Source organism: Peptococcus simiae, assembly GCF_046569735.1.
In the GTDB taxonomy this organism is placed as follows: Bacteria; Bacillota; Peptococcia; order Peptococcales; family Peptococcaceae; genus Peptococcus; species Peptococcus simiae_A.
Window position 1 is genome coordinate 19,462 of the sequence record NZ_JBKICG010000020.1, and the last position, 22,081, is coordinate 41,542.

The window sequence follows — 22,081 nt, forward strand, 5'->3', positions numbered from 1 at the left end:
TATCCGCTATACCCTTGGCAAGGTTAGCGGCCTCTTTATCATAAAAAGCGTTAAGGGTCTTTAGGATACGGTAGATGATTGTGAAGTTATTCATGGTGCTTTTCAATCGACAGTATATCAGCAAGAGGAATAACCCACTCTCCGCTTTCTCCGTATAGACATACTTCAGCGGGGTTTGGGTCGTTATCTGCAGCAGAGGTGTAGCAACTGAAAGGGCCAAGGAAAACCTCTTCATTTTTTGTAACTATCTTCCAGATATCGCTATCGGCAAGATTTAATTCGCGATTTCGCTTAAAAAACTCCTGTTCAGTCATTGTCTCCCCTTCTTCTTAAGTCTCTAAAATCCTTATGCGTTGGCACTGCATGGTATCCCTTTTTACTGTAATGCACGATTGCTTTATTTGTTTTCCCAAGGCTTCCGTCTCTCAAACCAGATAAAGCTTTTATTCTATTATCCTCTATGAGCTCCTTACTTAGCCATTTTCCTGTTTTTTCATTAAAAAGTAATTCGCCAGTACCTTTGCGATCTTTTATAATTTTTTGCAACTCATCATAGTCATTAAAAAAGGGGCTTTTTCCCGATTTATATTCAGGATCATCCATAATGTGCCGACGCTGATAAATTTCTCGTATCTTTTGATATTCAGCCTTGGTTTTAATTTGCTGGCGAATGGGTTCATCTCTTAAATACAGTGCCAAGCGCCTATGCATGCTCGAACTTTTATAAATACGATCTGCCTGCTCCTGCGCCCGCCTATGGCTCCATACAGCCTTGCTGCTTGTACTTCTATTATACCCGCCAACTGTTGTCCGCTCAAGCTTGGGCCGGAGGTCGGCAGCCCGGGAAAACCTCCTGTAGGCCTCTCTTTGCCGGCGCAAGCGGATAACCTGTTCAGCGACCTTAACATCCGGGGCGCCGGCTGCCTGGTAGCCGATAATGGTCCGCCGGGTTTTACGCATGGTCCGCTCCAGCTGACGCTGTCTTTGGCTGGCTTCATAGGCCGTGTAGGTCCGTCCCTCATACTCAAAGGGTGGGGGGTCTATGTTCTCCAGGTCTTTTTTGCTATAGGTCCGTTCAGATAGGCCGGGGAAATAAGGGAAAAAGGAGTGGCGGCAGTTCCAGCCACAAAGGCCGGGGCCGCTGCCGTACCCTGTCACCTCAATAAAGTCCGGTAGGCCGGCTTGGTTGCCGTCTCCGGTCTTGTCTTTCTCCGCCCAATAGTAGACGCCTCCCTGCCAGTCAGCATGGCTGGGCCGGGCGCCTATGTGGGCAGAGACTTCCACGTAGCAGGCGCTCATGGTATCCATGTTTAAGCTGGTGATCTCGTGGCTAATTTGGGAAAGCCCGGTCCGGAGGAGGGTCCGCACATGACCGTCAATGGTCCGGGTGGCCCCTGATTCAAAGTCATAGACCCGGACGCCGCTGGCGGCCATCTCGTGGATAATCCGCCTATTCATGGTTTGGTAGTCATAGCTGCCGGTAAGGGTGGCAAAGATGCCATCACTCACCCGTTTGCGGTAGTACTGATCCAGGTCCGTAAAGCCCTCTGTCGTGATAAAGCCAATGGTCCCGGACATGTTTAGAACATCTTCCTTTTTCCGGCTTTGGACCGCCTTAAGGACCTTATGGACCTGCCTGCTGTCATCCCAGGAAGGAAGGTCCTGCCCGGCTTGGGCATAGAGCCATTCATCATGCCGGTAGCTTTTAATGGCCCCCTCTTCTAGGGCTCGACCGACCTCATCTGCTGTCCTCTGGCACTGAGCAGCAATCCGCCGGTTTAGGTCAGCCAAGTCCTTTTCGTAAGGGGCCAGGGTTAAGTAGCGGTAAATGTCCGTCTCTTTAAGAATCTCTTCCTTCGCCAGGCGCTCAACAATGCTGCGGATGATGTCCTCCTCCAGGTTCAGCAGGAGGGCCTGGATGTCTGCCGGCCAATAGCCGATGTCTTCCGGGGATAACATTATTCTTCGCCATCCCACTCATGATTGGCCGGCTCTGCCAGGGGCATCATTTCCCGGGCCTGGTCTTCGGTTACCCCGTACCGCCGCATCAGGTAGACTTCGGGCTTCAGGAGTCCTGCCGCCACCTCTGAGAGCATAATCCGTTGCTCCTCGCCACTGTCAATCAGGATGGAATCATCGAAGTCAAAGCTGACCTCTTCCGGCGGGGTCTCTTCCCGCAAGATAGCCATGGCATAGATGACCCCTTCCAGGGCCTCACGAATGGATCCTTGCAAGGCGCTGACCGTCGTGTAAAACCGCTGTTTGGCAATCTTCATTTCGGTAGCGGTCTTAGCCATATCATTGACATCACTCAAGAGACCATAAGACAGGCCACAGTTGAATTCAATCCGGCGGAGAATTTGGTTAAGCCCCTTGAAGAGAGACTCATCCCGAATGGCCGGGCTAAAGACCTTGTAAAAGCCATCTTGGGCATCTAGCCCCAGGTTGCGGAAGAGCCGGTCCCCATGGGCCGGCATTTGCTTGCCGGCCTTAAGGGCGGTGATATCCGCATCAATAGCCAATTCAGAGCCTGTGTACTCCCAGATAATCCGGCTATACTGCTCATCCGCATCCTGGATGAGGGCCACTGCCCGGCAAAAGCAGGACATCCCAAGGGGGCTTGTAGGGTCCAAGTTATTCGCCTGAGGATACTTCAGGTAGGCGTACAAGGGCTTGGCCACACCGGAGAGGGTCAGTTCTTCCGCCATGCCTGCCCAGGCATCTACAGCTGCTAGGGCGCAGGGGTCTCCTAAAGAGTCCCGGCTATCTGACCGGAAGGCCTCATTTTTAATGGTATACCGGTCGCTGCTTTCATACTGGTGCACTTCCAGCCTGGTGTAAAAGACCCGCCGTCCTTTATCGTCAAAGGCGTTGGCCCGGTCAATAAAGACCACCTGATTGATGGTCCCATCCCCGGCAACCCCAAGGGGCACAAAGAGATCCGGCGCAACACAATCAACCAGCACCCCGCCCTTATTGACGTATGGCTTCAGCATGACCCCGCCGAAGGCACAGGCCTGCTCAACAATGGCCGGCAACCGCTCCAGGGCCAGCGCATAATCAGCCGCCAATTCTTCACCGGCATCTGCTACCTCACTCTTAAATTCTATAATAGCTGCCCGGGCTAGCTCTGTCGCAATGGCCGCCGGCAGGCTCAGATGGTGGATTTCCGGAGAGGCATACAGGTAATCATCCCGGTACATGGCCTGCCAAAGCCGGCAATTATTGTCCCCCATATCCTCCAGGTCTGGGGCACGGTAAAGCTTGGCCACTTCATCATAAAGCATTTAATCACTCCTTTCGCCTGCCATCTGCAGGGCCTTGGCAAATCTTTCAAAGCTATATTCAAAGGCATCCAAAGTATCAATATCACTGGTCCCGTCATCCAGACGGACGTTTTGCGTCAGATACTTGCTATCCCATACACAAGTGGTCAAGGCCTCAACAAGGGACCGGGCGTCATCGGTATAAAAAAATCGCCCCTGGGCCATCAAGCTGGCTGTCAGCTTGATCCGGTCATTGATGGGCGATTTTATGCTATTTTTGACAGCAATGGTATGTAGCGTCGGGTCATCCAAGAGGGCCTTTTCCGCCCCCCGCTTCAGTACCTGCTCAGCCGACTCAAAGCGGACCTCCTGCGGCAGGCCATAACGGGTCTGCACGAAGTGGCAAAAGTCTACCAGGGCTGCCGTAAAGTCTTCCGGCGTCCCCTCAGGGCTCACCTGCCTGGAGGCCAGGGCGTACACCCGCCTGAAGCCAAGGCCAACCCCTGTAGCCACAAAGGCGTGCTTAGACTTATTGCCGCCAACGTCTACCCCGATGGTAATCCGTTCCAAGTAATCGGGGACCTCCTCCTTACTTAGCCGCCACCGCTCCGGCTTATCGGCAAAAGTGCGGTAAATAAGGCCTTCAGCAATCATCCTGCGGCCCAGAATGTCCCGCTGGTACCAAACACTATCCGGGTCATACTGGGCCTTTATTTCAGCAATCCTATCCCGGCTGATGGTCACATTGTCATCGATGGTGAAGTGCTCATAATTGTAGCCGTCAAGCTCTCCGGCCAGGGCCTTGTCTCGGTACTTGTCTATGTAATCTGTGTAAATGGGGGCCTTGGGATGGTCCGGGTTCAAGTCCCAATAAAATTGCCGGCGGTGGGCTGCCGCCGTCCGGTTAAAGGCTTCATGGATAAAGCTGGCATGATGGAGGTTAATTTCAGTGGCAATCCACATCCCGTAAGAGTTCCCCCGGATTTTCTTGTAACTGTCCGCCTTAGCTGCCCCGGCAAAGACCACGATGCGGAGCCGGTTGGAGGTGTCCGGACCCTTGATAAGGAGGGCTTCGTTGTCCTTGTACTTTCCCCAGCGGCATTGGCCCCGGAAAATGTACTCCAATCCAAAACCGTTGGCATCGCCAACGTTTAACTTAGCGTTTGCCATTGTCGACCCACTTGCCAGGTGGAGCTTGTCCTCAGACCGCTTTAAAGCGTAGGCAAAGGCAAAGACATTATCGACCGTCTTCCCCGCCCTGACTGCCCCCTCAGCGATGTTGTAGGTACTGTCCCTACAAGCCCGGATATAGGCCTTATGCTTATCGCCAAACTGGAAGGGGATGGTTTTCCTGCGCTTAATCGCCATAAATATCCCCCTCAATGGCCGACAGGTCTTCAACTTCTATACCGACACCGGCCGCCTCAAGTCGTCTAGCCAGCTGCTCAGCCGCCTTAATTCGGTCTCGAACACTCGCCTGCTTCATCCGCTTGACAACTCTGTCCGACCCATCTTGGTTACGAAGGGTCAAGACGACTTCTTCCTCCATCTCTCCTTTCATGGTCAGAGAGAGGAACTCTGCAATGTCCTTTAGGGTCGCTATATTTTCATCCTGAAGGGCCTCTTGCCGCTTTTTTATAGCACTTTTTATGTCAACTTTTGTCAGCAGCCGGTTGCCCTGACTCCTGGCTGTTTTTTCGCTATACCCAGCCCGAATAGCCGCCTGCGTCGCATTGAGGTCCTTTAGGTATTCATCCACAAAGAGCCGCTGTCGATCATTCACGCCGACCGCCACCAGCTCTAATTCCGGCACGTGCCCCTGCTTTCAATCGACACCTTCTATCCAACAAAGACACCACCTTTCATTGCATCAAAAAAGACACCCGGGTAGGTGTCTTAAAGTATAGATTTATTAAACACACTGCAACTCTTGCTTCAAAGCCTCCTGCAGCACCTGAGAGCAATTAATGTTTCTGCTTTTTGCCATCTCATTGAGGTAGCTTGGCAGGGAGACCGTACGCTGGACCGTTTTATGATCCATGCTTCGCACATAGGCATCAATATCTAGGCCTACCAAGGTAACAAAGGTACCCACAGGCAGAGTGCCCTCCAATGCTTCAGGCTTAACATCCTTTACCGCTGAAGCCTTAGGATAGCCATCCCCAGCGATATAAGCCTCATAGAGCCAGGTGCCTAGGGCATCCTCCGCCATTTCAAAAGCCTGCGCCTCACTGTCTCCTTGGGTAACAATGCCGTCCAAGTCAGGAAATTCGACAATATAGCCCCCCTCTTCAGCAGCATAAAAGATAGCCGGATAGACTAAAAACATATGCCCAACCCCTTTCTCTAAAATCGGAAGCAAGGAGGGGCTATTTCAGCCCCGCTTGTTTCAGAATGGCTTTTTCAAGCCCCTTCTTCAACTCCTTGCTGTGAACGGGCACTAATGTGCTCCGCCCGTCAGGATGGCGCAACTTCTGGTGACTTCCCTTCCCACCTGGGACTACTTGGAAGCCATGCTTTTCCAAAAGCCGGATCATCTCCTTAGAGCTCATCGGCATAAGGCGCCCTCCTTTCATAAACATTATACATAATATTACGTATAACATCAAGGGGTTAACAATAAAAAGGCGCCCTTGCGGGCGCTAAAAAGGAGGAAAGGAGGTAAGACAACTGACCAACTTTTCACACATACACTATAACACATGTCCATAGTGTCTTTTAATGTCTTTTAGTGCCCTTCCATGCAATTTGTGTAAATACCTTAAATCGTAGCCCATCCGCCGAGCAATGGTCTCCCACTTGTAGCCATCAACGTAACGCAAGTGTAGCAACCATATCAGCCTATCGTCCTCTAGGCTATAGATGACATCACAGACTTCCTTCCGCAGCTTGTTGGCTCGTGTGATGCGGTCAATAAGCTCTGCCCGCAGGTCGACCATCTCCGCCACAATATCATCAATATCTCGCCCGCTGCCCCCCTTTGGCATATCCGATAGCTCAGCGCTCATCCGTGTCGCCTCGTCACGCAGAGCGGCGATCTGCTCATAGCAGGCCTCCACTTCCGTTGTTGCAAATTGATACTGCTTAAGATACATCTTCACATCCATTGGCGCCTCAACTTTCTGCATCCCACAAGTCAAGCAAATGGCCATACCGCCAGAACTTTTTTAACGTGGCCACCCTCGAATACACCGTCGAAGGCTCTCTCTTTAAGTCGCCGGCAATCTCATCTACAGTAAGGCCGCCCCGCTCCAGCATGCCGACCAAATAAACATCTTCCTCCTGCGTCCACCTGGTGCCTTTGGGCTTCATATGCGCTCCTCCCACTTATCCAATACAGCAATCACCTGGATAGCCTCCAGCATAATTTTTGCCGTATGGCCACGAAGCATTTCACGTCTACGTTTATCGGTAGCCTTATCTATCTTTAGCGGAGTACCTGTGCCGTCGCTTTCATAAGCGTATTTTGTAGCCCTCCACTCATCATAAGCCTCCTGAAGTTCTCTGCGCTCTTCCAGTAAAACATGCATTAACTCCTGCTCATCAACATACATTGGCCAAAAATTACACTTTTCATATTCATGTTTTAACGCCTCAAAAAGCTTTCTCATTTTTGGGCTATCAGCATGCACAAAACAAGTCCAACTCATAAAGCAAATCCCCCTTCAACCAACTCCAGCCGTTCCACCCGGATAAAAATGCCAGGCTGCTTAGACCAGAACTTTTCCACAATCTCAGAGACAACCAAAGCATCATCTTCCCAGAAGCCCAGGTCCGTCATACAGTCCTTCAACAGCTTCTGCAGGTTGTCTGTATCAGGCCTGGTTATCTTCCACTCCCCATCATCGTGTCCCTTTCCTGAGAATAACCACTTCACCTGCAGCCGAATAGGTCCGTTCCATTTTTCTGCCGGCACATACTTTCCCAGGTGAGCCATCAGCTTAGATCTGGCCGCCTTGAGTTTCGGCGATTCATAAACAATGGGCTTATTTTTTAAGCAGCGGATTTCCTTCTGCTGGTGGGTCGTTCTTGGCGGATGCATCGGTAGGAAGAACTGCAAACATCCTCTACATACTTTTTCACACACTTCCCTCACTACTTTCATACGTTAAATTACTAAACTTGGTTTTTATCTGTTCAAAAAATTTCTTTGCCACCCGGATGGAAAAAGTCGTCGTGCGGAAGCTAACGCACGACTCTTTTCCCCGGTGGCCGCGAGGACAAACCGCCCCGGTTACTACTGGGTAGTAGCCGTTTTGTCCACCCTGGACAATTACGGATAACAGCACATTTCAACTATTCAAACGAGTGTTGAATTGTTCAATAAAAAGACTTTTTTTATTCAAATGAGAAGCGGAAATATTAGACAAAGTTATTTTTGTCCACTGTCCACCCTGGACAAAAATAACTTTGTCCTGTCTGTCCAGGGGTCATATGTTCTATTCTACAATTTTTTAACACAACCCTCTTCACCTTTTTCATATTCAATTGAATACTTTTCGCTTTCTTTTAATCTTCTCTTCACCGTCTTATCTGATACGCCCATATAGCCGGCCAGGTCTTTTATTGTGACAACATCCTGTAATTTCAAGGCCTCATAGGCCGTATCCAGGGCCTCTATGCGTTCTCTCTTTCTATCCTCTTTACTCTTCCCGGGCTTGCCGGCGTGAGAGGGCCTCCCACCGCCGCCCTCTGGCGAAAGCTCATTCAGCACCCCCGTCGTGTCTATTTGGTGGACCGGATAGGTGAACCAGAGGTCCACCGGGGCGAAACGTTCAAACTCTCTAAGGGTCCCCTCGATGCGCCAAGCGGTCGCATGGACCTTATCACCAAAGACGGCTTTAACAGTTGCCTCCTCAACATCCAGCTCAGTTAAGTCCAGGAGGGCATCCGGGTCACGGGCAAAGACCCCTGACCCGCTGGCCCTATCCATTGACCGCTTGCCCCCCTGGTAGCCCTTGCTGTGATGGTGACAGTAAATGACGGCACTGCCCAGCTCTGTGCAGACCTTGTCAAACTGATTGCAAAAGTGAGCCATTTGGTCAGCGGAGTTTTCATCCCCGGTGATAATCTTATATATCGGGTCAATGATAATCGCTGCATAGTCCTTCTTCTGCGCCCGCCTGATTAGCTTAGGGGCCAGCTGGTCCATAGGGACAGACTTCCCACGTAAGTTCCATATATCTATGGCTTCCAAGTGGCTTGGCGCTATCCCCATGGCCTCATATACATCCCGGAACCGGTGTAGGCATGAGGCCCTGTCTAGTTCCAGATTGACATACATCACCCGCCCCTTGGCGCACTGCCACTCCAGCCACTTGATCCCCTCTGCAATGGCGATGCACAACTCAATAAGGGCAAAGGACTTGCCGGCCTTTGATGGCCCGGCCAGCAGCATCTTATGACCCTGTCTGAGGACCCCGGCAATAAGCGGTGGGGCCAATTCAGGCAGGTTGTGGTAAAAGTCTGCCAGGTTTTCCGGCTCCGGCAAGTTGTCGTTAACACTTTCAATCCACTCGTACCAGTCTTTCCAGGACTTATGGCCGATGTTGGTGTCAATTAAGTACTGCTTCCGGTCTCCACGAATGACCCCCGGCATCCGACTTAACCGGCTGGGGTTCCTGTTTTGCGTGTCTATCTTTAGGCCGTTTTTTTCGCACACGTCATATAGATAGTTCACCCGCTTGCGGTATTCGGTGTAATTTTCCGCCTCAATCCTGACGATTGCGTGCAAAGACTTCTTGCCCGAATAAACCAAACAAGCGACCGGGAGCTCCAGCTTTCTAATAATGGCATTCTGTGTTTCAAGGTCCATCGTGTCAGACTCGACCAAGGCAAAGCGGTAGTCCGTTACATTTTCATTTTTACAGCCCTTCCCATCCAGCGGGTTAAAGCGAATCCAGGCCCCCACTTGTGGCTTGTAATCCCCCAGCACGGCGCCCAGGTCATCATTACACCTGGCCAGGGCCTCTATCAATTCACCGGCAGTCCGGGACCAAACGCCCTTAGTGGGCATAAAGCGACCGTCTTTTTCCCAAGAATCCGTCACATAGCCCACCGTTTCGGTAGAATCAAATAGGGCTTCTAGATACCGGATAAGCTCTTGAGCCGGATGCCAGGCACTTGGCCCCTGTAACTCCTCACCCTCAATCCAGGCGGTATCTACTACTTTCAGGTCATCTTTATCCCCGACATAGGCATCCCAGTCTAAGGCTAAAATGGGGCCATCATCTACCGGTGTCGGATGCCAGCCCTGATCTTTGGCCAACTTGACTACAGTTGCCGCCGTTACCGGACTGCTTCCTCCACCGTAAAAGGTCCTCCATTTTCTTTGACACTCTCCACTGTGGTAGCGGGAGGGGTCTCTACGAGACCATTCATCCCATACATCTGCACTATAACCTTCGTAGTTAAGGGCCATGCCCACGCTAACCCACTCCTGGTAATCCAGTAAAGATGGATTGACGTGCGGCAGTATGTCTAATAGGTCTGTACTGTATTCTCTCATGGCCTACCCCTTAACCATTGACGACTTGCCTGACCCAGCCTTCTTGCGGCTGGTAGGTTGCCGGGTTGATGTCCCTGGGCACCCGCCACCCGGCCTGGGCAATTTGGCCAATAAGCTTAGTTGCATCTGCCATCGTCCAAGTGCCGACATGCTGAAAGCCTCGACTTTCCAATAGCCTTATCTGCTTGGGTGTAGCTAGGCCTGCCTCCCGCCGGGCATGTAGCCGGTCCAGCAGGACACTGGCCTTGCCGGCGCTGTCCACATCGTCCGGGAATATCCCGAACTTCTCCAGGGATTGGAGTTGCTTCATCGTAGGCGGTTTGCCTTCCCAACCGAAAGACGGCACGTAGTTGGCCAAGTCCTCCGCCTGGATAGACATTTCAAACTGGATGGGATCTACTAGCTTGCGCTTGCGCCTTTTCATTTCCTTTAGCTTTTCTGCCAAGGCAGCTTCCCGGTCAGCGACAACATCCTGGCTAGCTGTCTCTTCTGCGGCTTCAAGGTCCACAGGCGCTTCTGCTTCAGCAATATTTTCTGTCATCTTTTCAGCCACTTCCGGAGAAGAAGCTATTAAGTGGGCAGGGTGGCACAGCTCGTGGTTTTCTGTGTGCCATAAAAAATCCAGGAGGAGCAAATGGTCTTTACCTGGATATAATCGGGTCCCCCGTCCTACCATTTGGCTGTATAAGCTTCGTACCTTAGTTGGTCTTAAGACCACCACACAATCAACGCTAGGGCAATCCCAGCCCTCTGTTAACAGCATCGAATTGCAGAGGACGTTATAATCACCCCGGTCAAAGGCTGTTAAAATCCGCTCCCGGTCATCACTCTCCCCATTCACTTCAGCAGCAGCAAAGCCTTTGCTTTTCAGTAGATTGCAAAATTTTTGACTGGTTGCAATAAGGGGGAGAAATACCACCGTTTTGCGGTCCATGCAATATTTAGCCATTTCCTCTGCAATGCCTTCCAAGTAAGGGTCCAGGGCGCTCCCCACGTCCCCGGCAGAGAAGTCTCCGGCCTGTTGGCGCACTGTAGACAGGTCAATCTGCAATGGAATGGTCATGGCCTGAATAGGGACCAGGTAGCCCTCCTTAATGGCCTTTGGCAGGCTGTATTCATAGGCTAAAGAGTCAAATACTGAGCCCAGGTTACGCATATCACCCCGGTCGGGTGTCGCTGTGACACCCAGGACCTGGGCTTCCGGGAAGTAGTCAAGTATCCTCTGATAGCTGTCAGACACTGCATGGTGGGCCTCGTCAATAATGATGGTGTCAAAGTGGTTTGGTGCAAATTTCTTTAGCCGGCTTTCCCTCATAAGGGTTTGTACTGATCCGACCGTAACCCGGTAAAAACTATCCAGGCTGGTTTCTTGAGCCTTTTCCACAGAGCACATAAGCCCTGTGGAAGCCTTTATCTTGTCAGCAGCCTGGTTAAGTAGTTCCCCTCGGTGGGCCAATATGAGCACCCGCCGACCGGCACGAACACAGGATTCGACCACCTTAGAAAAAACAATGGTCTTCCCTGTGCCGGTCGGTAGTACTAGAAGCACCCGCCGGTCACCGCTTGCCCACTTATCCAGGATGGCGTCATGGGCCTCTTGCTGGTAGGGCCGCAACTCCATGCTAATCATCCTCCTTTCCTTTAAGTCTTGCTCCGCTTAAAAACTGCCCGGGGTGTAGTTGGTCATTTGCTGCTGCACCGGTCCTGTAGCTTGTTGGTCTTGACCGGTCGGCTGTTGGTAGGCCTGAGCTTGTGGCGGGGCTGCCTGCCCTTGGACTGGCCCCTGCTGAGTCGGCTCTATAGCCGGTAAAAAGTTTTTCACCGCATTTGTGGTTCTTTTTTCGCCATTCTGATTGGTGTATTCACGCTGGTGGATTTCAGCCTTACCGGTTGCCCCCGGCACAATTAACCAGTTCATCTGAATGCGTTCACCCGGTTTTTTCTGACCGATAGAAGAAAAGAACTGAGATAGCTTCCACTCCATCTTGGTATTGAGCAAAAGGCTTTCATTGAGTTCTACAGGCGTTTTGCTTGCAGGATCTACCACCTGGATTTGAACGGTAGCCCGGGGGCAGGGGGGCATTTTTTCGCTGCCGTTAAAATAACCCCGTTCCAGGCTCAAGACCTTGAAGGTGTAAATCCCTTCCGGTAGCAAAATAAAAGAATCATCTTTTTCGATATAGCCTTCCCAGTCTAATGCCTGGCCCAGGTCTGCACCGGTGTTTAAGTTATTGTTGTAGCTCATTATTTTCCTGCCTTTCTGGTCTCTTCAATCATCTGGTATACTGCCGGCCATGCTTGAATAAGCACAGCTTCAATAAATCCGTCATCATACATATTGATGGACGTATCTGCTGGATAATAGCCTTTGGCACTGACCACCTTGCGAATTTCATCTTCGCTGACATTATTGGCAAGCATAAGGTCTAGTAGTCCCTCATGCTTAATGTCCATTTCCGGCGGGAATAGCGCTTCTGCAGCAGCAACAATTTCAGGATCTGTAATTTCTATCCCGGGCGCATGCTGCTGGGGCGGCGACTGGTGTGCTGCCTGCCCGGTGTCAGTAGGCGGGGTAGCTGTAGCTTCCGGTACAGCTGCTGGCCCTTGCGGCGGTATGGTTGTAGGCGGTGGCGTCGTTCCCCCTTTGGGGGTATTTGCTGGTTCTTGGGCCGCCTGCATCAGGCTACTTGTATCCGCAAAGATATGCTCAATCCGGCTATAGTCCATATCCAGCTTGGGCGGTAATCCATGCCTATTTTTAGCATCCCAGGTGGGGGTATGGCTGGTATACATAACCCGCTTGCCACCCTGGGCTTTATTCTTGCCCTTGCGAGCACCTTGGTTATCCACATTGACCACGATTGTTTCATAGTTGCAAAAAAGGAGCATATCCGCCCACTCCTTTAAGAGTGGGGCCGTCTTCTTCTGTAGCTTAAGCTCCCAGCGATCATAAGCACCCATCTCATCCGGCTGCTCAAACTTGCGAATAAATGAGTGGGCCGTAATAACAACATTAATGCCACGCTCAATGAGGTCGCTTAAGCGGTTTAAGAACCGCCCAAACTCTTCCTCCAGGTAGGTGTATCCTTTTCCGTAGCCAATGCCCTCAATACCATCTACCTGGTGCTTGGCGCAGATTTGCTGTATACAAAGCTTTTCCGCCCAGTCTGCAGTATCGATAACCAGGGTTTCACATAAGGGGTTTTCGCGGATATAGTCCACTTCCTGAAGGAGCATTTGCCAGCTGCTCGGTTGGGGGAGCCGGGCCACATCCAGTTGCGCTGACCCGCCCTCGGTATCGATGAAGATGGGGTGGGGGAATTGACTGGCCAGGGTCGTCTTGCCGATACCTTCCGGTCCGTAAATGACCACCTTTTGAGCCCGCTTAATGACGCCGGTTGTAATTTCAAACATTAAAATTCACCTGCCTTCCAAGCTGTAGAGGGTTGCATCCTTGTACCCGGTGGCATGCCTGCAGGAGCGGTTGCTTGTTGCCGGTCAAGAATGTAGCCGTCTTCAATAACAATCGTGCATTCTTCTCCTGTAGAGACCCGGGTTGCAATAACTTGCAGGCCCTCTTGCTCAAGCCATTTGCCGAATTGTTCTAAGGTGAGGCGGTCCATCTGCTCGAGCTTGTCCATCAGGACAAAGCCACAGTCCGGTGTTAATTGGCGCACAATGGCGGTAGCCACAATAAGCTGGTCAGCCCCACTCATGGCATCCCACTTGTCCCCCTTATAAGTCAATTCGCCATCCTGTACAGACAAGCCGTCAAGTGGCAGGTTGGCGCCATCCAGCAGAGCCATCCGGTCCTTGCGTACTGCTTCAATCTCTCCAGTGAGGTCAGTGTACTGATTGCCATATTGTTCTGCCTCATTTTCAGCGCGGACCTTATCTAAATTAGCCCGTACCTTAACGTTGATGGCATCAACATTCCGGATAGAGGCTTCAAGTTCAGCGGTGCTCTCATCCTGTAATTGTTCGACTGTTTTACTTGCGGATTCCAACTGAAGGAGCTTGCTTTCAGTTTCAGCGAGTAGGCCCTCATGCCTCTTTTGTAAATCGTTAATTTGCTGGGCAATGGTGGCGGTTTCTTGCTGTAGCTGCTGAACTTGGTTCTCCAGGGCCACCTTCTCGTCACGGAGTTCCTTGTTTTTCTGGTTCCGCAAAAGGATTTCTTGCTGTTGCTTGATGAGTTCTCCCGCCGAGACGAGGGTTTCCGGAGCGTCCTCATAGTAAACTTGCTCCGCAGCCCATTTTTTCTTCTGGTCAGCAATTTGACCAATGCTGTGCCGCTTGTTGTAAAGCTCCTGTTCCTTGCGATCCAAGTCGTGCAACTGCGGGCCAACACCTATAATGTTTAGCAGTGTTTCAGCCTTGTCTTTATTGCTGGCAGACATAAATTTAGGCAAATTCAAGGCCAACTCTGCAACGAAGCTGTCTAAAAGCTGTTGGCCGGCCTTATTACCGTCCGGATCAGTCACCTTAAGAGAACCGTTTTTGCCGGTTCTCTCAACCAGCAGGCCATTGGACAGGGCAATTTTTATATAAGGATCCGTTACCGACCCCTCCCTGTGTGGTTCGCTTGGCTTGTAGCGATTCCCACCCAGGGCCCAGACAATAGCATCTAAAACGCTTGTCTTCCCTTGCCGGTTGTTACCACCAATAATTGTCAGTCCAGTTTCAGAGGGTTCCAACTGTACAGCTTTCACCCGCTTAACATTTTCAAGCTGGATAGAGTTAATTTTTATGCTCATGATTACTTCTTTCCTCCCAGATGTGATATACTAGACCTGCATAATTTTTCTTCTGCGCCCTTGAGTTGCCGCTCAATGGGCGCTTTTTTCATCGGAAAAATCTTTTGTAACGTGCTCTAGTAAAAACGGTATCGCTTCCGGATTGTTGTCACTTATTACCCCTATTAAGAACGTTACGGCGTTGATGGCGAAGTTGGTATCGCAACTCACATTGTGTCTTATAACCATATCCCCGTCCTCATCTGTCCCAACGGTTAACAGGATAAAGCACTCCTCTATGCCCTCGTAAATCCCCGGCTCCCCTAGCCAGTCTGCGATTTCGTTTGCAACTTTTTTGGCTATTTCCTTACTCATTTTTTTTAAACCTCCTCTTCGTCTTCCCGCGTTTCCACCTGTTTGATAAGTGTGTCCAGCAAATATAGCACAGCATCCGGGGTATCTTCATACAAACATATCGTTAAAGACTTGATTGCATTCATCAGGAAAAAAGGGCCACAGCGCACATTCGTGTTTACACCCTCATTGCCTTCCTCATCCACTGCGGTAGTTATAAGGGCAAACTCTTCACCCATCCCCCTATAAGCCTCCGGCTGCATAAGCCGCTCTGTAATCTCGTCAACAATTCCTTGGGCCATTTCTTTACTCATTATTTCCTCCTTAAATTTCCACCGCATCAGATACAAATGCACTGATGACCGTCAGCGTCAGCCAGACAGTCACCCGGATGCCCGCCTGAACGTGGCTGATAAGCCCCAGGTCGACCCTGATGAGCGCCGCCATAAACATCACAAAAGCGGTGATCATTAAAATACGGCCCAATACTCTAATTGGCATGGTCTTCATATTTCGCACCTCCCTAAATTCTCAGCTTAGCCATCCTCTCCCGGTACTCAGCCCGGCTGCGTTTCTCCATTTCTTGCTTGACTAAATCCCGGGGATACATAATTCGCCTTCCATATTGAATGCGTGGGAAGCCTGGAGACTTGCCAAGCTCTCTTGCTGATTGAATCCCCATGCCAAGATACTCAGCCATTTCCTCACAAGTTAAGAAGTCCGGATATTGCTTAGGCCCTTCTGTTAATTCTGCCAGGAAGGCCTTAATTTCCTGTAATTCTTGTAATACTTCACTCATTTTGTCATCTCCCTTTCTGTTATACTCACCTTGAAAGGAGGTGAGAGTCTATGGGAAAAAACCAACATGTAACGCCTAAAGGCAATAAGTGGCAAGTCAAAGGTGCCGGAAACGCTGAGCTACCAAACTTTTCGACACACAAAAAGCCGCCGTCGATTATGCGAAGGATATTGCTAAAAATCAAAAAGCTGAATTAATTACACATAGTCGACAAGGTCGAATTAGATCAAAAGATAGTTTTGGCAACGACCCTTGCCCGCCAAAAGACACAGAACATTAGTCCTCATCTCTAAACTTCACGCGAACCCGATAGCCAGCTTCCGGATAGAAAGCCCCCTCAGGCCCTTCTTCAATCCGAGCAATTGTTGTCGGGTTCTCTTCGTCTGTCTCAACGATAATCCATTGCACATCAGCCGCTAAGAAATCCCCACTTTTTTTTTTCATCCGCTTCACCTCACTTGCAAATCTTGCAGTCGCCATATTCCCAGGCGTCCATCTTAATCAAGCGTTCCGTCTCCTTATCTATCATTTCCATCAGGGCCTCCGGAGCATTCAGCTTCTTGGCCGGTCTCATCCGGCACTACATATAAGCTCATAAGCCCTCCCTTTCTAGTCCATCGATATAGACATTGATGCTGGTTGCCCGGTCGGACACTCGCTTGATCATTGCGTTGTACTTCACCAGGTCTTCATACTCGTCCGGAGCAATGACCCCGTCCGCTAACAAGCACTTGACCACTTCATTCGCCTGGCCAATATCATCCCCCATGAGGATTGATTGTAAAGCCATATCGCAATCACTCTGTGGCGGGACCACATCCGGCAGATGATGGCCCAAAATAGAGTGGTTCTTAAGATGCCACCAGGCCAGCATTGGGGCCCGGTAAGTCTCCGCCATCCGGTCCACCAGCTCATCAGATGGTAATCTTGTATCCGTCTCAATCTTGGCTAAGCTAGATACGGATACGTCCATTGCCTCCGCCGCCTGGGCCTGCGTCAAACCGGCATTCAATCGGCAAGATTGGTAATAATTATTGCCCTGCTTGTCCATTCCTTTTGCCTCCCTCTTGCATTACTCACTTCTTACTTCTGCTATAATAAAAATGGAAAGGAGGTGAGCATGTATGCAAGCTACTATTCATTTTCGTTCCGGCACCGTAAGAAAAATTCAAAACATTAGTGAAGTCCGTTTAGGCAAGGCGCTTAGTTCCTCTGAAACAGTAAAAGACTTCAAAGACCTTATTATCTACCCCAACATTGTTTATAGATTTGTTGGTGAAGAAATTATTGTGGTGGCCGGTAAAGATGTTGAATTCGTTGAGTTCGTTCCCGCTCATCCTGAATAATTTCCAAAAGAGTACAGTTGCAGCTGTGCTCTTTTTCTATGCTTTCAATTCGCTCCAACCAAGCATCTATATCGATATCGAAATCAGACGCTAACGTAATACGCAACTCCAAAGCCTTTTTCGTACAACAATCCTCGCCTTTTTGGCACCCATCGTCCATTTCCTTTGCCTCCCTCTTGTGAGATGATGTGGTTAAGGGAAAAACCTCTAAAGCAATTCATAAAGTTGTTTCTCCCTCCCAAAAATCAACATTTCGTTGTTTTTTGAGGTAAAAAAATATCATCTACTGTCGTGTTAAAATAGCGTGATATCTTTCCGGCCGTTCGTATAGAAGGCATCCGTTCCTCAGCTTCGTACATTTGATAAGCTTGCTGAGTAACGCCAATGGCTCCGGCAACCTCAGCTTGTGTTTTTCCCGCTTCAGTTCTTAACCGTATCAGCCTATGATTCATCTTTTCGCCCCCTTTCACCTATTATCTGTACTTACACATACATAATAACAACATTTTGTTGTTTCGTCAACCGATAATTGTATTTTTTGTTGTTTTTTGCTTTCGTTTCTTTATATTCACAACGTAGTGTTGTAATATGATGGAAAGGGGTGAATAATGTGCCTGGTATGAAAGAACGCCTAAAAAGCCTTCGAAGAGAGGCAGGGCTGACACAAGCGGATATGGCTCGAAAGATGGGAATAACTGCAAGTGCCTATGGCTTCTGGGAGCAAGGCCGAAATGAACCGGACTTGAAATCTGCAACTAAGCTCGCCGAAATCTTCGACGTATCCACCGACTACCTCCTCGGCCGCACCAACGACCGCCACCGCCCTTATTATGAACTCGGCACCAAAGACATAAAAGAAATAGACGCCCTCATGAAAGACCTGGAAAATCAGATGGACATCGGCATCTCATTCCACGGCGAACCCCTTGATGAGCAAGATCGCGAAGTCCTCATGCAAAGCATCCGCACCGCCATCGAGATCAACAAGCAACGTGCCAAAGAAAAATACACCCCGAAGAAATATAGGGGGGATAAATGATGGCAACCACTTCTGAATTGCCCAAAAGAAGAACCGTAGAGTTTTATTCAATTTCTGTTAACCTAAACCCACAGATTACCCTTTATGAACAAAGTTTTCCTGCCTTAGGGAATCCGATGCATGTGATTATAGATAACATCATCTCTAAAGCTAAAGGTAAAACGGATTACTCTGTTAGATTGGGCGCTAGCGAAACCGATAATAATATTTTTGTTGAGCTTTATGACCTTCAGTCCTCTACGTCTCAAAAAGAATTATTCGGTATTATTGGGCGAAGCAATTATGTGACAAGTGGCGTTTTACAGAGGCTGAAGGAGAATGAGACTGAAATAGACAGCTCAGACCTTATTATTGAAAAATTTACGTATTTCTACATGAATGGCCACAATGACACGGCAACTGTCTTGAGCAACAGCCAAGCCCCTAACTTCAAAAGCAATTTTTGTGATTTTCTCGAACAGATGACACCCTCTGACCTTCAGCCAGTTGTAAATGTGTCTGTTTACCCCATGCTTGATGAAGAATTTAACGAAAATATAAATCGAATTAAAGAAGTGTTGTCTGTGAACTTAGAGTTTGTAGATACCTCCGCCATCGGAATGGACTTAGTAGACTTTCGCGATGCCTTTTCTTTATCACAAGATGGAAAGGTAACAATTAAGGTGTCACTATCAGCTCAAGTCAAATCATCTATAAAGCTTACAGAAAAGCTGATAAAACTGTTAAAAGGGAGCTCCTCACCTGCAGAACTAGAATCAAACTTCACTAAATTTCAATTGGTAACAGAAAATGACGAAGGGGAGCAGCTAATCATTGACGGCATAAAGAAGTATTTGCGCAAAAAAATAAGTATTCACCTGGAAGATGAATACTTAAGAAACCAAAACAATATTAAGGCTATTAAGGAAGCCTTGGTTTCGGCTATGAGGTCATAAAGATTTATTTGCATACCGCGTTATTAAAAAGATGTTTTTTGCACCTAGAATCATTTCAGCACACGATGCAACAAATAATATGACCTGAACCAACGGCAAGGCGTGAAATACACCTAGAACTGTTGACAGCGTTGAAAGAATGAATCCCACAAATAGTACTTTGATAACGCATGCCAGATGGCCAGACTTATGGATATAGACAGTGAATTTGTTTTCGGGGAGCGTCAAAAGCAGGCCTAAGCCTGTCAACATAAACCCCGCAAAGACACCAGAAATAGAGGCAAGCGACAAAACTTCTTTTTTTGATGTGTACCAGTGAATATCTAGGTAGCCAAGATAATGAAGGCAAAAAAAGAGTATTATAGCGATAACGGGGTAAAACAAAACCGCTCGTGGTCTTATAAAATTGGAAAAATTAACACAGGCATTGTGAACAGTTTTCATCTTGCCACCCCCTCGCTTTAATTTACCCTAAGTATAGCAGAGGAACTGAGGGCTGTCATTAAAATACAGTCATCTGAAAAAACAAAGTTTATAAAAGGAGGCTTTATTATGAGAAGAAAAATTATTGCACTATTTTTAGCAATTGCGGCTACCGGTTTAACGGGTTGCGGCAATGGTACGGATAACGAAGCATCTACAGCAAACACTGAACAGGCTTCATCCGTGCAACATGAAACACAAGCGAAAGATCGCAAAGACCGTACAGGACAAACAGAACAATCCGAAGTTGGAAAGTCCAAAATCGTCCATCAAAAAAAGGGGATTGGCGATAAAATTACCACTGGTCCTTTTGACATCGAATTAACAGATGCTCAAATAATGACCCTTGAACCAAGCCCTGATTTTAAACAAATGTTTGGCGGCAAAGATAAAGTAACAGCAATAACCCTTGCTTTAAAATCTGAAAACAAATCCGAAAACACTAATTCTATCTATCTTAATCAAGGGACCATTACGACAAATACAAAAGAACAGAAACAAGCTGACTTATTATTGAGCGATGATGTCGGTGGAGACTACATCGGCAACATTGAGAAAAATGGCCAGATTTATTTTATTTTGGACTCCCCTGCTGAAGAAATCAATTCCGTTACTTTTACTGCAGATGCCCCTCATGATGAAAACTTCTCAACTATTGGTGAAAAAGTTACTTTTACTGTTAACTTTGACAAATAATCTCAAGCAAGCATAAGTAGGTGACCTATGTACGACGCCGCAGCTAAGCAAGCTATCAGTCTTGCCAGAAAGCTGAAAAACAAATTTGGCGATGCAGAATCCATTTGCATCGCCAAAGATATTCATATTCTGTTTACAGCCCTAAGCCGCGGCGTCACAGGTCTCCACGTTCATACTCACCGCGTCCATACAATAGTCCTCCAGAAGGGCCTGGATCCCTATTTAACACGCTTTATCCTATGCCATGAGCTAGGACACTATTTCATGGATAAAACTCAAAATAAGCTATATATTGACCCCTACATCAGCAAGAATGATTACGCCGAGCGTAGAGCTGATATCTTTGCCGCTGCCCTTATCTTGCCTGACCAAGTTCCACCCGAGTTTGCCGACTATACAAGCGACCAACTCGCTAGCTACTACGGCATACCCACCTGGACAGTGGAGCTTATATATAAGTCTTATTTTTTTTAACCTCATAAGGGAACATATGTGCTCAAGCAAGAAAGAAAGGAGCCTTTTTATGTATGAATTTATCCCCCTAGGAGAAGGCAGTTTCTTTAAATCTAAATCCGGCAAGATGGCCGGCAGCTTTATCGCCCAACGCCGCTACCTGATAGATGGCGCCCGCCACCGCAAAACCTTTTCAGCCTCTACAAAAAAGCGAGCTAAAGCAAAAATGGAAGCCTATGAAGAATCCATGTTCCTGACCCTTGCAAAATCCGGAAAGCCCAGAAGGGTGGAATTGCAAGAGATGACCCTAGCAGAGTGGATCTATTGCTGGCTTATTCGCTTTAAAGAAGGACAAGTAAAGCCATCCACCTACGACTCCTATATGGACTACCTAAAATACTACATCCTCCCCGTCTTCGATACCACCACCCTTGGTAACTTAGATGTCATGCAATTACAGCTTTATTATAATGACCAGGCAAAAAAGTTAAGCCCCAGCACAATAAAAAAGATAAACGCCATCATCAACCAAGCGTTAAAATCCGCAGTAGATTTTGACATCATAACCAGCAATCCCGCAGATAAATGCAAACTGCCTAAGAGAAAAAAGACCCGCCCCCGCGTCCTGTCCCACCAAGAACAGGAAAAGTTCCTGGCAGCCCTGTCCCCCGCAGACCCCTTCGCCCCTATCTACCTGACCATGCTAGGTGCCGGCCTGAGAATTGGGGAAGCCTTAGCGCTAAGCGTCCAAGATGTAGACCTAACCCACGACGCTATTCACGTATCCCATACCCTCCCTCGCAAAGGGTCCTACACAGTCTACAACCTCCCCACAACGAAGAACTGGGAAGATAGATACCTACCCCTCTCCCCATCACTGAAAAAGGTCCTACAAGGGCAAATAATTAAGCTTAAAGAGATGCACCTGCTTGCAGGTAAGCCCTGGCCAGAAAACACCTTTTTATTCCAAACCTCAAACCTAACCCCCCTCATGCAAACCAACGTCCTAAAACACCTTAAAATAATCCTTCAGCGTGCAGACCTACCGGAAGACATCACGAATCACACCCTCCGTCATACCTTCGCCACGCGACTAGTCGAACAAGGCCTCGACATCAGCATCGTAAAAGAACTGTTGGGCCACGAAGACATTTCCACCACTGCCGACTATTATATCGACATCTCAAAAGATTTAATCGACCAACAAAAAAACATTTTAAATAACATTTTATCTGCAAGTGCTAGGGAAAGTGCTAGGGAAATCTAAAAAACACAACAAAGCAGGTTCACGGAAAATCCGCAAACCTGCTTTGTTAATGTATCGGAGCGACTGGATTTGAACCAGCGACCTCTGCAACCCCAATGCAGCACTCTACCAAGCTGAGCCACGCCCCGACAAGCAATAATAATTTTACTATCTTTACCTAAACTTGTCAAGGGTTTCCTATTTCAGTGTCGTTAATTTA

32 protein-coding genes and 1 tRNA gene are annotated in these 22,081 nt (G+C 48.6%); 8 read left to right on the forward strand and 25 right to left on the reverse strand.

Annotation, left to right across the window (positions count from 1 at the left end; genetic code table 11):
* Positions 1-86: 86 nt before the first annotated feature.
* The 20 genes from ACLGL1_RS08125 to ACLGL1_RS08220 form a co-directional block, all read right to left on the reverse strand.
* Positions 87-314, reverse strand: a complete 228-nt coding sequence (locus ACLGL1_RS08125; protein WP_411008199.1) for a hypothetical protein — start codon at positions 312-314, stop codon at positions 87-89.
* A complete protein-coding gene (locus ACLGL1_RS08130; protein ID WP_411008200.1) occupies positions 307-1,959 on the reverse strand; it encodes a phage minor capsid protein in 1,653 nt (550 codons plus the stop codon). The genes ACLGL1_RS08125 and ACLGL1_RS08130 overlap by 8 nt, the downstream gene beginning before the upstream one ends.
* Positions 1,959-3,287 carry a phage capsid protein gene (locus tag ACLGL1_RS08135; RefSeq protein WP_411008201.1) on the reverse strand — a complete coding sequence of 443 codons (1,329 nt, stop codon included), beginning with the start codon at positions 3,285-3,287 and terminating at the stop codon, positions 1,959-1,961. The genes ACLGL1_RS08130 and ACLGL1_RS08135 overlap by 1 nt, the downstream gene beginning before the upstream one ends.
* Complete coding sequence (locus ACLGL1_RS08140) at positions 3,288-4,634, reverse strand: terminase large subunit domain-containing protein (protein WP_411008202.1); 1,347 nt, start codon at positions 4,632-4,634, stop codon at positions 3,288-3,290. It abuts the gene before it with no gap.
* Entirely contained in the window at positions 4,624-5,079 is a 456-nt protein-coding gene (locus ACLGL1_RS08145) for a terminase small subunit (protein WP_411008203.1), read from the reverse strand. The genes ACLGL1_RS08140 and ACLGL1_RS08145 overlap by 11 nt, the downstream gene beginning before the upstream one ends.
* Before the next feature lie 99 nt (positions 5,080-5,178).
* Positions 5,179-5,595 (reverse strand): type II toxin-antitoxin system HicB family antitoxin, encoded by a 417-nt coding sequence (locus ACLGL1_RS08150; RefSeq protein ID WP_408978011.1) that lies wholly within the window; start codon positions 5,593-5,595, stop codon positions 5,179-5,181.
* Positions 5,596-5,635: 40 nt separating this feature from the next.
* Positions 5,636-5,824 (reverse strand): type II toxin-antitoxin system HicA family toxin, encoded by a 189-nt coding sequence (locus ACLGL1_RS08155; protein WP_408978012.1) that lies wholly within the window; start codon positions 5,822-5,824, stop codon positions 5,636-5,638.
* 135 nt (positions 5,825-5,959) lie between these two features.
* Complete coding sequence (locus ACLGL1_RS08160) at positions 5,960-6,373, reverse strand: hypothetical protein (RefSeq protein ID WP_408978013.1); 414 nt, start codon at positions 6,371-6,373, stop codon at positions 5,960-5,962.
* A 7-nt stretch (positions 6,374-6,380) separates the two neighbouring features.
* Complete coding sequence (locus tag ACLGL1_RS08165) at positions 6,381-6,578, reverse strand: hypothetical protein (RefSeq protein WP_408978014.1); 198 nt, start codon at positions 6,576-6,578, stop codon at positions 6,381-6,383.
* Entirely contained in the window at positions 6,575-6,916 is a 342-nt protein-coding gene (locus ACLGL1_RS08170; RefSeq protein WP_408978015.1) for a hypothetical protein, read from the reverse strand. Before ACLGL1_RS08170 ends, ACLGL1_RS08165 begins: the two co-directional genes overlap by 4 nt.
* Positions 6,913-7,371, reverse strand: coding sequence for a RusA family crossover junction endodeoxyribonuclease (locus ACLGL1_RS08175; RefSeq protein ID WP_408978016.1), 459 nt, complete (start codon positions 7,369-7,371; stop codon positions 6,913-6,915). The genes ACLGL1_RS08170 and ACLGL1_RS08175 overlap by 4 nt, the downstream gene beginning before the upstream one ends.
* A gap of 339 nt (positions 7,372-7,710) precedes the next feature.
* A complete protein-coding gene (locus ACLGL1_RS08180) occupies positions 7,711-9,774 on the reverse strand; it encodes an AAA family ATPase (protein WP_408978017.1) in 2,064 nt (687 codons plus the stop codon).
* Between the two features lie 10 nt (positions 9,775-9,784).
* Positions 9,785-11,395, reverse strand: coding sequence for a DEAD/DEAH box helicase (locus tag ACLGL1_RS08185; RefSeq protein WP_408978018.1), 1,611 nt, complete (start codon positions 11,393-11,395; stop codon positions 9,785-9,787).
* Between the two features lie 36 nt (positions 11,396-11,431).
* The gene (locus ACLGL1_RS08190) at positions 11,432-12,019 is read right to left on the reverse strand and encodes a DUF669 domain-containing protein (RefSeq protein ID WP_408978019.1); all 588 of its coding nucleotides are present in this window, start codon (positions 12,017-12,019) and stop codon (positions 11,432-11,434) included.
* On the reverse strand, positions 12,019-13,188 hold the full coding sequence (locus tag ACLGL1_RS08195) for an ATP-binding protein (protein ID WP_408978020.1): 1,170 nt from the start codon (positions 13,186-13,188) through the stop codon (positions 12,019-12,021). Before ACLGL1_RS08195 ends, ACLGL1_RS08190 begins: the two co-directional genes overlap by 1 nt.
* The gene (locus tag ACLGL1_RS08200) at positions 13,188-14,531 is read right to left on the reverse strand and encodes an AAA family ATPase (protein WP_408978021.1); all 1,344 of its coding nucleotides are present in this window, start codon (positions 14,529-14,531) and stop codon (positions 13,188-13,190) included. Before ACLGL1_RS08200 ends, ACLGL1_RS08195 begins: the two co-directional genes overlap by 1 nt.
* A gap of 72 nt (positions 14,532-14,603) precedes the next feature.
* Positions 14,604-14,885, reverse strand: coding sequence for a hypothetical protein (locus ACLGL1_RS08205; protein WP_408978022.1), 282 nt, complete (start codon positions 14,883-14,885; stop codon positions 14,604-14,606).
* A gap of 5 nt (positions 14,886-14,890) precedes the next feature.
* Positions 14,891-15,178: a hypothetical protein gene (locus ACLGL1_RS08210; RefSeq protein ID WP_408978023.1), complete on the reverse strand. Its 288-nt coding sequence runs from the start codon at positions 15,176-15,178 to the stop codon at positions 14,891-14,893.
* 10 nt (positions 15,179-15,188) lie between these two features.
* Positions 15,189-15,374, reverse strand: coding sequence for a hypothetical protein (locus tag ACLGL1_RS08215; protein WP_411008204.1), 186 nt, complete (start codon positions 15,372-15,374; stop codon positions 15,189-15,191).
* A 13-nt stretch (positions 15,375-15,387) separates the two neighbouring features.
* The gene (locus ACLGL1_RS08220) at positions 15,388-15,663 is read right to left on the reverse strand and encodes a hypothetical protein (RefSeq protein ID WP_411008205.1); all 276 of its coding nucleotides are present in this window, start codon (positions 15,661-15,663) and stop codon (positions 15,388-15,390) included.
* Positions 15,664-15,713: 50 nt separating this feature from the next.
* Between ACLGL1_RS08220 and ACLGL1_RS08225 the strand changes: the two genes are divergently transcribed.
* Positions 15,714-15,860: a hypothetical protein gene (locus tag ACLGL1_RS08225; protein ID WP_411008206.1), complete on the forward strand. Its 147-nt coding sequence runs from the start codon at positions 15,714-15,716 to the stop codon at positions 15,858-15,860.
* A complete protein-coding gene (locus ACLGL1_RS08230; RefSeq protein WP_411008217.1) occupies positions 15,833-15,943 on the forward strand; it encodes a DUF2188 domain-containing protein in 111 nt (36 codons plus the stop codon). The genes ACLGL1_RS08225 and ACLGL1_RS08230 overlap by 28 nt, the downstream gene beginning before the upstream one ends.
* Here ACLGL1_RS08230 and ACLGL1_RS08235 read toward each other — a convergent pair.
* On the reverse strand, positions 15,940-16,143 hold the full coding sequence (locus ACLGL1_RS08235) for a hypothetical protein (RefSeq protein WP_411008207.1): 204 nt from the start codon (positions 16,141-16,143) through the stop codon (positions 15,940-15,942). The genes ACLGL1_RS08230 and ACLGL1_RS08235 overlap by 4 nt on opposite strands.
* Positions 16,144-16,255: 112 nt before the next feature.
* Positions 16,256-16,714 (reverse strand): helix-turn-helix domain-containing protein, encoded by a 459-nt coding sequence (locus ACLGL1_RS08240; RefSeq protein ID WP_411008208.1) that lies wholly within the window; start codon positions 16,712-16,714, stop codon positions 16,256-16,258.
* A gap of 73 nt (positions 16,715-16,787) precedes the next feature.
* Between ACLGL1_RS08240 and ACLGL1_RS08245 the strand changes: the two genes are divergently transcribed.
* Positions 16,788-17,009 (forward strand): hypothetical protein, encoded by a 222-nt coding sequence (locus ACLGL1_RS08245; protein ID WP_411008209.1) that lies wholly within the window; start codon positions 16,788-16,790, stop codon positions 17,007-17,009.
* A gap of 245 nt (positions 17,010-17,254) precedes the next feature.
* On the opposite strand, the gene ACLGL1_RS08250 is transcribed toward ACLGL1_RS08245, so the two are convergent.
* Positions 17,255-17,461: a helix-turn-helix transcriptional regulator gene (locus ACLGL1_RS08250; protein ID WP_411008210.1), complete on the reverse strand. Its 207-nt coding sequence runs from the start codon at positions 17,459-17,461 to the stop codon at positions 17,255-17,257.
* 167 nt (positions 17,462-17,628) lie between these two features.
* Here ACLGL1_RS08250 and ACLGL1_RS08255 point away from each other — a divergent pair, with 167 nt between their 5' ends.
* Both ACLGL1_RS08255 and ACLGL1_RS08260 read left to right on the forward strand, forming a co-directional pair.
* A complete protein-coding gene (locus ACLGL1_RS08255; RefSeq protein ID WP_411008218.1) occupies positions 17,629-18,048 on the forward strand; it encodes a helix-turn-helix domain-containing protein in 420 nt (139 codons plus the stop codon).
* Positions 18,045-18,983, forward strand: coding sequence for a hypothetical protein (locus ACLGL1_RS08260; protein WP_411008211.1), 939 nt, complete (start codon positions 18,045-18,047; stop codon positions 18,981-18,983). Before ACLGL1_RS08255 ends, ACLGL1_RS08260 begins: the two co-directional genes overlap by 4 nt.
* Here ACLGL1_RS08260 and ACLGL1_RS08265 read toward each other — a convergent pair.
* Entirely contained in the window at positions 18,978-19,427 is a 450-nt protein-coding gene (locus ACLGL1_RS08265; protein ID WP_411008212.1) for a hypothetical protein, read from the reverse strand. The genes ACLGL1_RS08260 and ACLGL1_RS08265 overlap by 6 nt on opposite strands.
* A 108-nt stretch (positions 19,428-19,535) precedes the next feature.
* Between ACLGL1_RS08265 and ACLGL1_RS08270 the strand changes: the two genes are divergently transcribed.
* Genes ACLGL1_RS08270 through ACLGL1_RS08280 form a run of 3 tightly spaced genes read left to right on the forward strand, consistent with a single transcriptional unit; the run spans position 19,536 to position 21,882 of the window.
* Entirely contained in the window at positions 19,536-20,162 is a 627-nt protein-coding gene (locus tag ACLGL1_RS08270; RefSeq protein ID WP_411008213.1) for a hypothetical protein, read from the forward strand.
* Positions 20,163-20,189: 27 nt separating this feature from the next.
* A complete protein-coding gene (locus ACLGL1_RS08275; protein ID WP_411008214.1) occupies positions 20,190-20,636 on the forward strand; it encodes an ImmA/IrrE family metallo-endopeptidase in 447 nt (148 codons plus the stop codon).
* A gap of 49 nt (positions 20,637-20,685) precedes the next feature.
* Positions 20,686-21,882 carry a tyrosine-type recombinase/integrase gene (locus ACLGL1_RS08280; protein WP_411008215.1) on the forward strand — a complete coding sequence of 399 codons (1,197 nt, stop codon included), beginning with the start codon at positions 20,686-20,688 and terminating at the stop codon, positions 21,880-21,882.
* Between the two features lie 54 nt (positions 21,883-21,936).
* On the opposite strand, the gene ACLGL1_RS08285 is transcribed toward ACLGL1_RS08280, so the two are convergent.
* Positions 21,937-22,010: transfer RNA gene (locus tag ACLGL1_RS08285), tRNA-Pro, on the reverse strand.
* Positions 22,011-22,081: the final 71 nt, after the last annotated feature.

Coding starts and splice junctions, on each gene's coding strand:
- ACLGL1_RS08220 (WP_411008205.1), bottom strand. CDS start 15,663: ATGAGTGAAGTATTACAAGAATTACAGGAAATTAAGGCCTTCCTGGCA.
- ACLGL1_RS08215 (WP_411008204.1), bottom strand. CDS start 15,374: ATGAAGACCATGCCAATTAGAGTATTGGGCCGTATTTTAATGATCACC.
- ACLGL1_RS08150 (WP_408978011.1), bottom strand. CDS start 5,595: ATGTTTTTAGTCTATCCGGCTATCTTTTATGCTGCTGAAGAGGGGGGC.
- ACLGL1_RS08205 (WP_408978022.1), bottom strand. CDS start 14,885: ATGAGTAAGGAAATAGCCAAAAAAGTTGCAAACGAAATCGCAGACTGG.
- ACLGL1_RS08225 (WP_411008206.1), top strand. CDS start 15,714: ATGGGAAAAAACCAACATGTAACGCCTAAAGGCAATAAGTGGCAAGTC.
- ACLGL1_RS08255 (WP_411008218.1), top strand. CDS start 17,629: ATGAAAGAACGCCTAAAAAGCCTTCGAAGAGAGGCAGGGCTGACACAA.
- ACLGL1_RS08165 (WP_408978014.1), bottom strand. CDS start 6,578: ATGAAGCCCAAAGGCACCAGGTGGACGCAGGAGGAAGATGTTTATTTG.
- ACLGL1_RS08125 (WP_411008199.1), bottom strand. CDS start 314: ATGACTGAACAGGAGTTTTTTAAGCGAAATCGCGAATTAAATCTTGCC.
- ACLGL1_RS08270 (WP_411008213.1), top strand. CDS start 19,536: ATGAGAAGAAAAATTATTGCACTATTTTTAGCAATTGCGGCTACCGGT.
- ACLGL1_RS08235 (WP_411008207.1), bottom strand. CDS start 16,143: ATGGCGACTGCAAGATTTGCAAGTGAGGTGAAGCGGATGAAAAAAAAA.
- ACLGL1_RS08175 (WP_408978016.1), bottom strand. CDS start 7,371: ATGAAAGTAGTGAGGGAAGTGTGTGAAAAAGTATGTAGAGGATGTTTG.
- ACLGL1_RS08185 (WP_408978018.1), bottom strand. CDS start 11,395: ATGGAGTTGCGGCCCTACCAGCAAGAGGCCCATGACGCCATCCTGGAT.
- ACLGL1_RS08155 (WP_408978012.1), bottom strand. CDS start 5,824: ATGCCGATGAGCTCTAAGGAGATGATCCGGCTTTTGGAAAAGCATGGC.
- ACLGL1_RS08135 (WP_411008201.1), bottom strand. CDS start 3,287: ATGCTTTATGATGAAGTGGCCAAGCTTTACCGTGCCCCAGACCTGGAG.
- ACLGL1_RS08210 (WP_408978023.1), bottom strand. CDS start 15,178: ATGAGTAAAGAAATGGCCCAAGGAATTGTTGACGAGATTACAGAGCGG.
- ACLGL1_RS08245 (WP_411008209.1), top strand. CDS start 16,788: ATGCAAGCTACTATTCATTTTCGTTCCGGCACCGTAAGAAAAATTCAA.
- ACLGL1_RS08130 (WP_411008200.1), bottom strand. CDS start 1,959: ATGTTATCCCCGGAAGACATCGGCTATTGGCCGGCAGACATCCAGGCC.
- ACLGL1_RS08170 (WP_408978015.1), bottom strand. CDS start 6,916: ATGAGTTGGACTTGTTTTGTGCATGCTGATAGCCCAAAAATGAGAAAG.
- ACLGL1_RS08240 (WP_411008208.1), bottom strand. CDS start 16,714: ATGGACAAGCAGGGCAATAATTATTACCAATCTTGCCGATTGAATGCC.
- ACLGL1_RS08275 (WP_411008214.1), top strand. CDS start 20,190: ATGTACGACGCCGCAGCTAAGCAAGCTATCAGTCTTGCCAGAAAGCTG.
- ACLGL1_RS08180 (WP_408978017.1), bottom strand. CDS start 9,774: ATGAGAGAATACAGTACAGACCTATTAGACATACTGCCGCACGTCAAT.
- ACLGL1_RS08200 (WP_408978021.1), bottom strand. CDS start 14,531: ATGAGCATAAAAATTAACTCTATCCAGCTTGAAAATGTTAAGCGGGTG.
- ACLGL1_RS08280 (WP_411008215.1), top strand. CDS start 20,686: ATGTATGAATTTATCCCCCTAGGAGAAGGCAGTTTCTTTAAATCTAAA.
- ACLGL1_RS08265 (WP_411008212.1), bottom strand. CDS start 19,427: ATGAAAACTGTTCACAATGCCTGTGTTAATTTTTCCAATTTTATAAGA.
- ACLGL1_RS08190 (WP_408978019.1), bottom strand. CDS start 12,019: ATGAGCTACAACAATAACTTAAACACCGGTGCAGACCTGGGCCAGGCA.
- ACLGL1_RS08260 (WP_411008211.1), top strand. CDS start 18,045: ATGATGGCAACCACTTCTGAATTGCCCAAAAGAAGAACCGTAGAGTTT.
- ACLGL1_RS08250 (WP_411008210.1), bottom strand. CDS start 17,461: ATGAATCATAGGCTGATACGGTTAAGAACTGAAGCGGGAAAAACACAA.
- ACLGL1_RS08140 (WP_411008202.1), bottom strand. CDS start 4,634: ATGGCGATTAAGCGCAGGAAAACCATCCCCTTCCAGTTTGGCGATAAG.
- ACLGL1_RS08195 (WP_408978020.1), bottom strand. CDS start 13,188: ATGTTTGAAATTACAACCGGCGTCATTAAGCGGGCTCAAAAGGTGGTC.
- ACLGL1_RS08160 (WP_408978013.1), bottom strand. CDS start 6,373: ATGGATGTGAAGATGTATCTTAAGCAGTATCAATTTGCAACAACGGAA.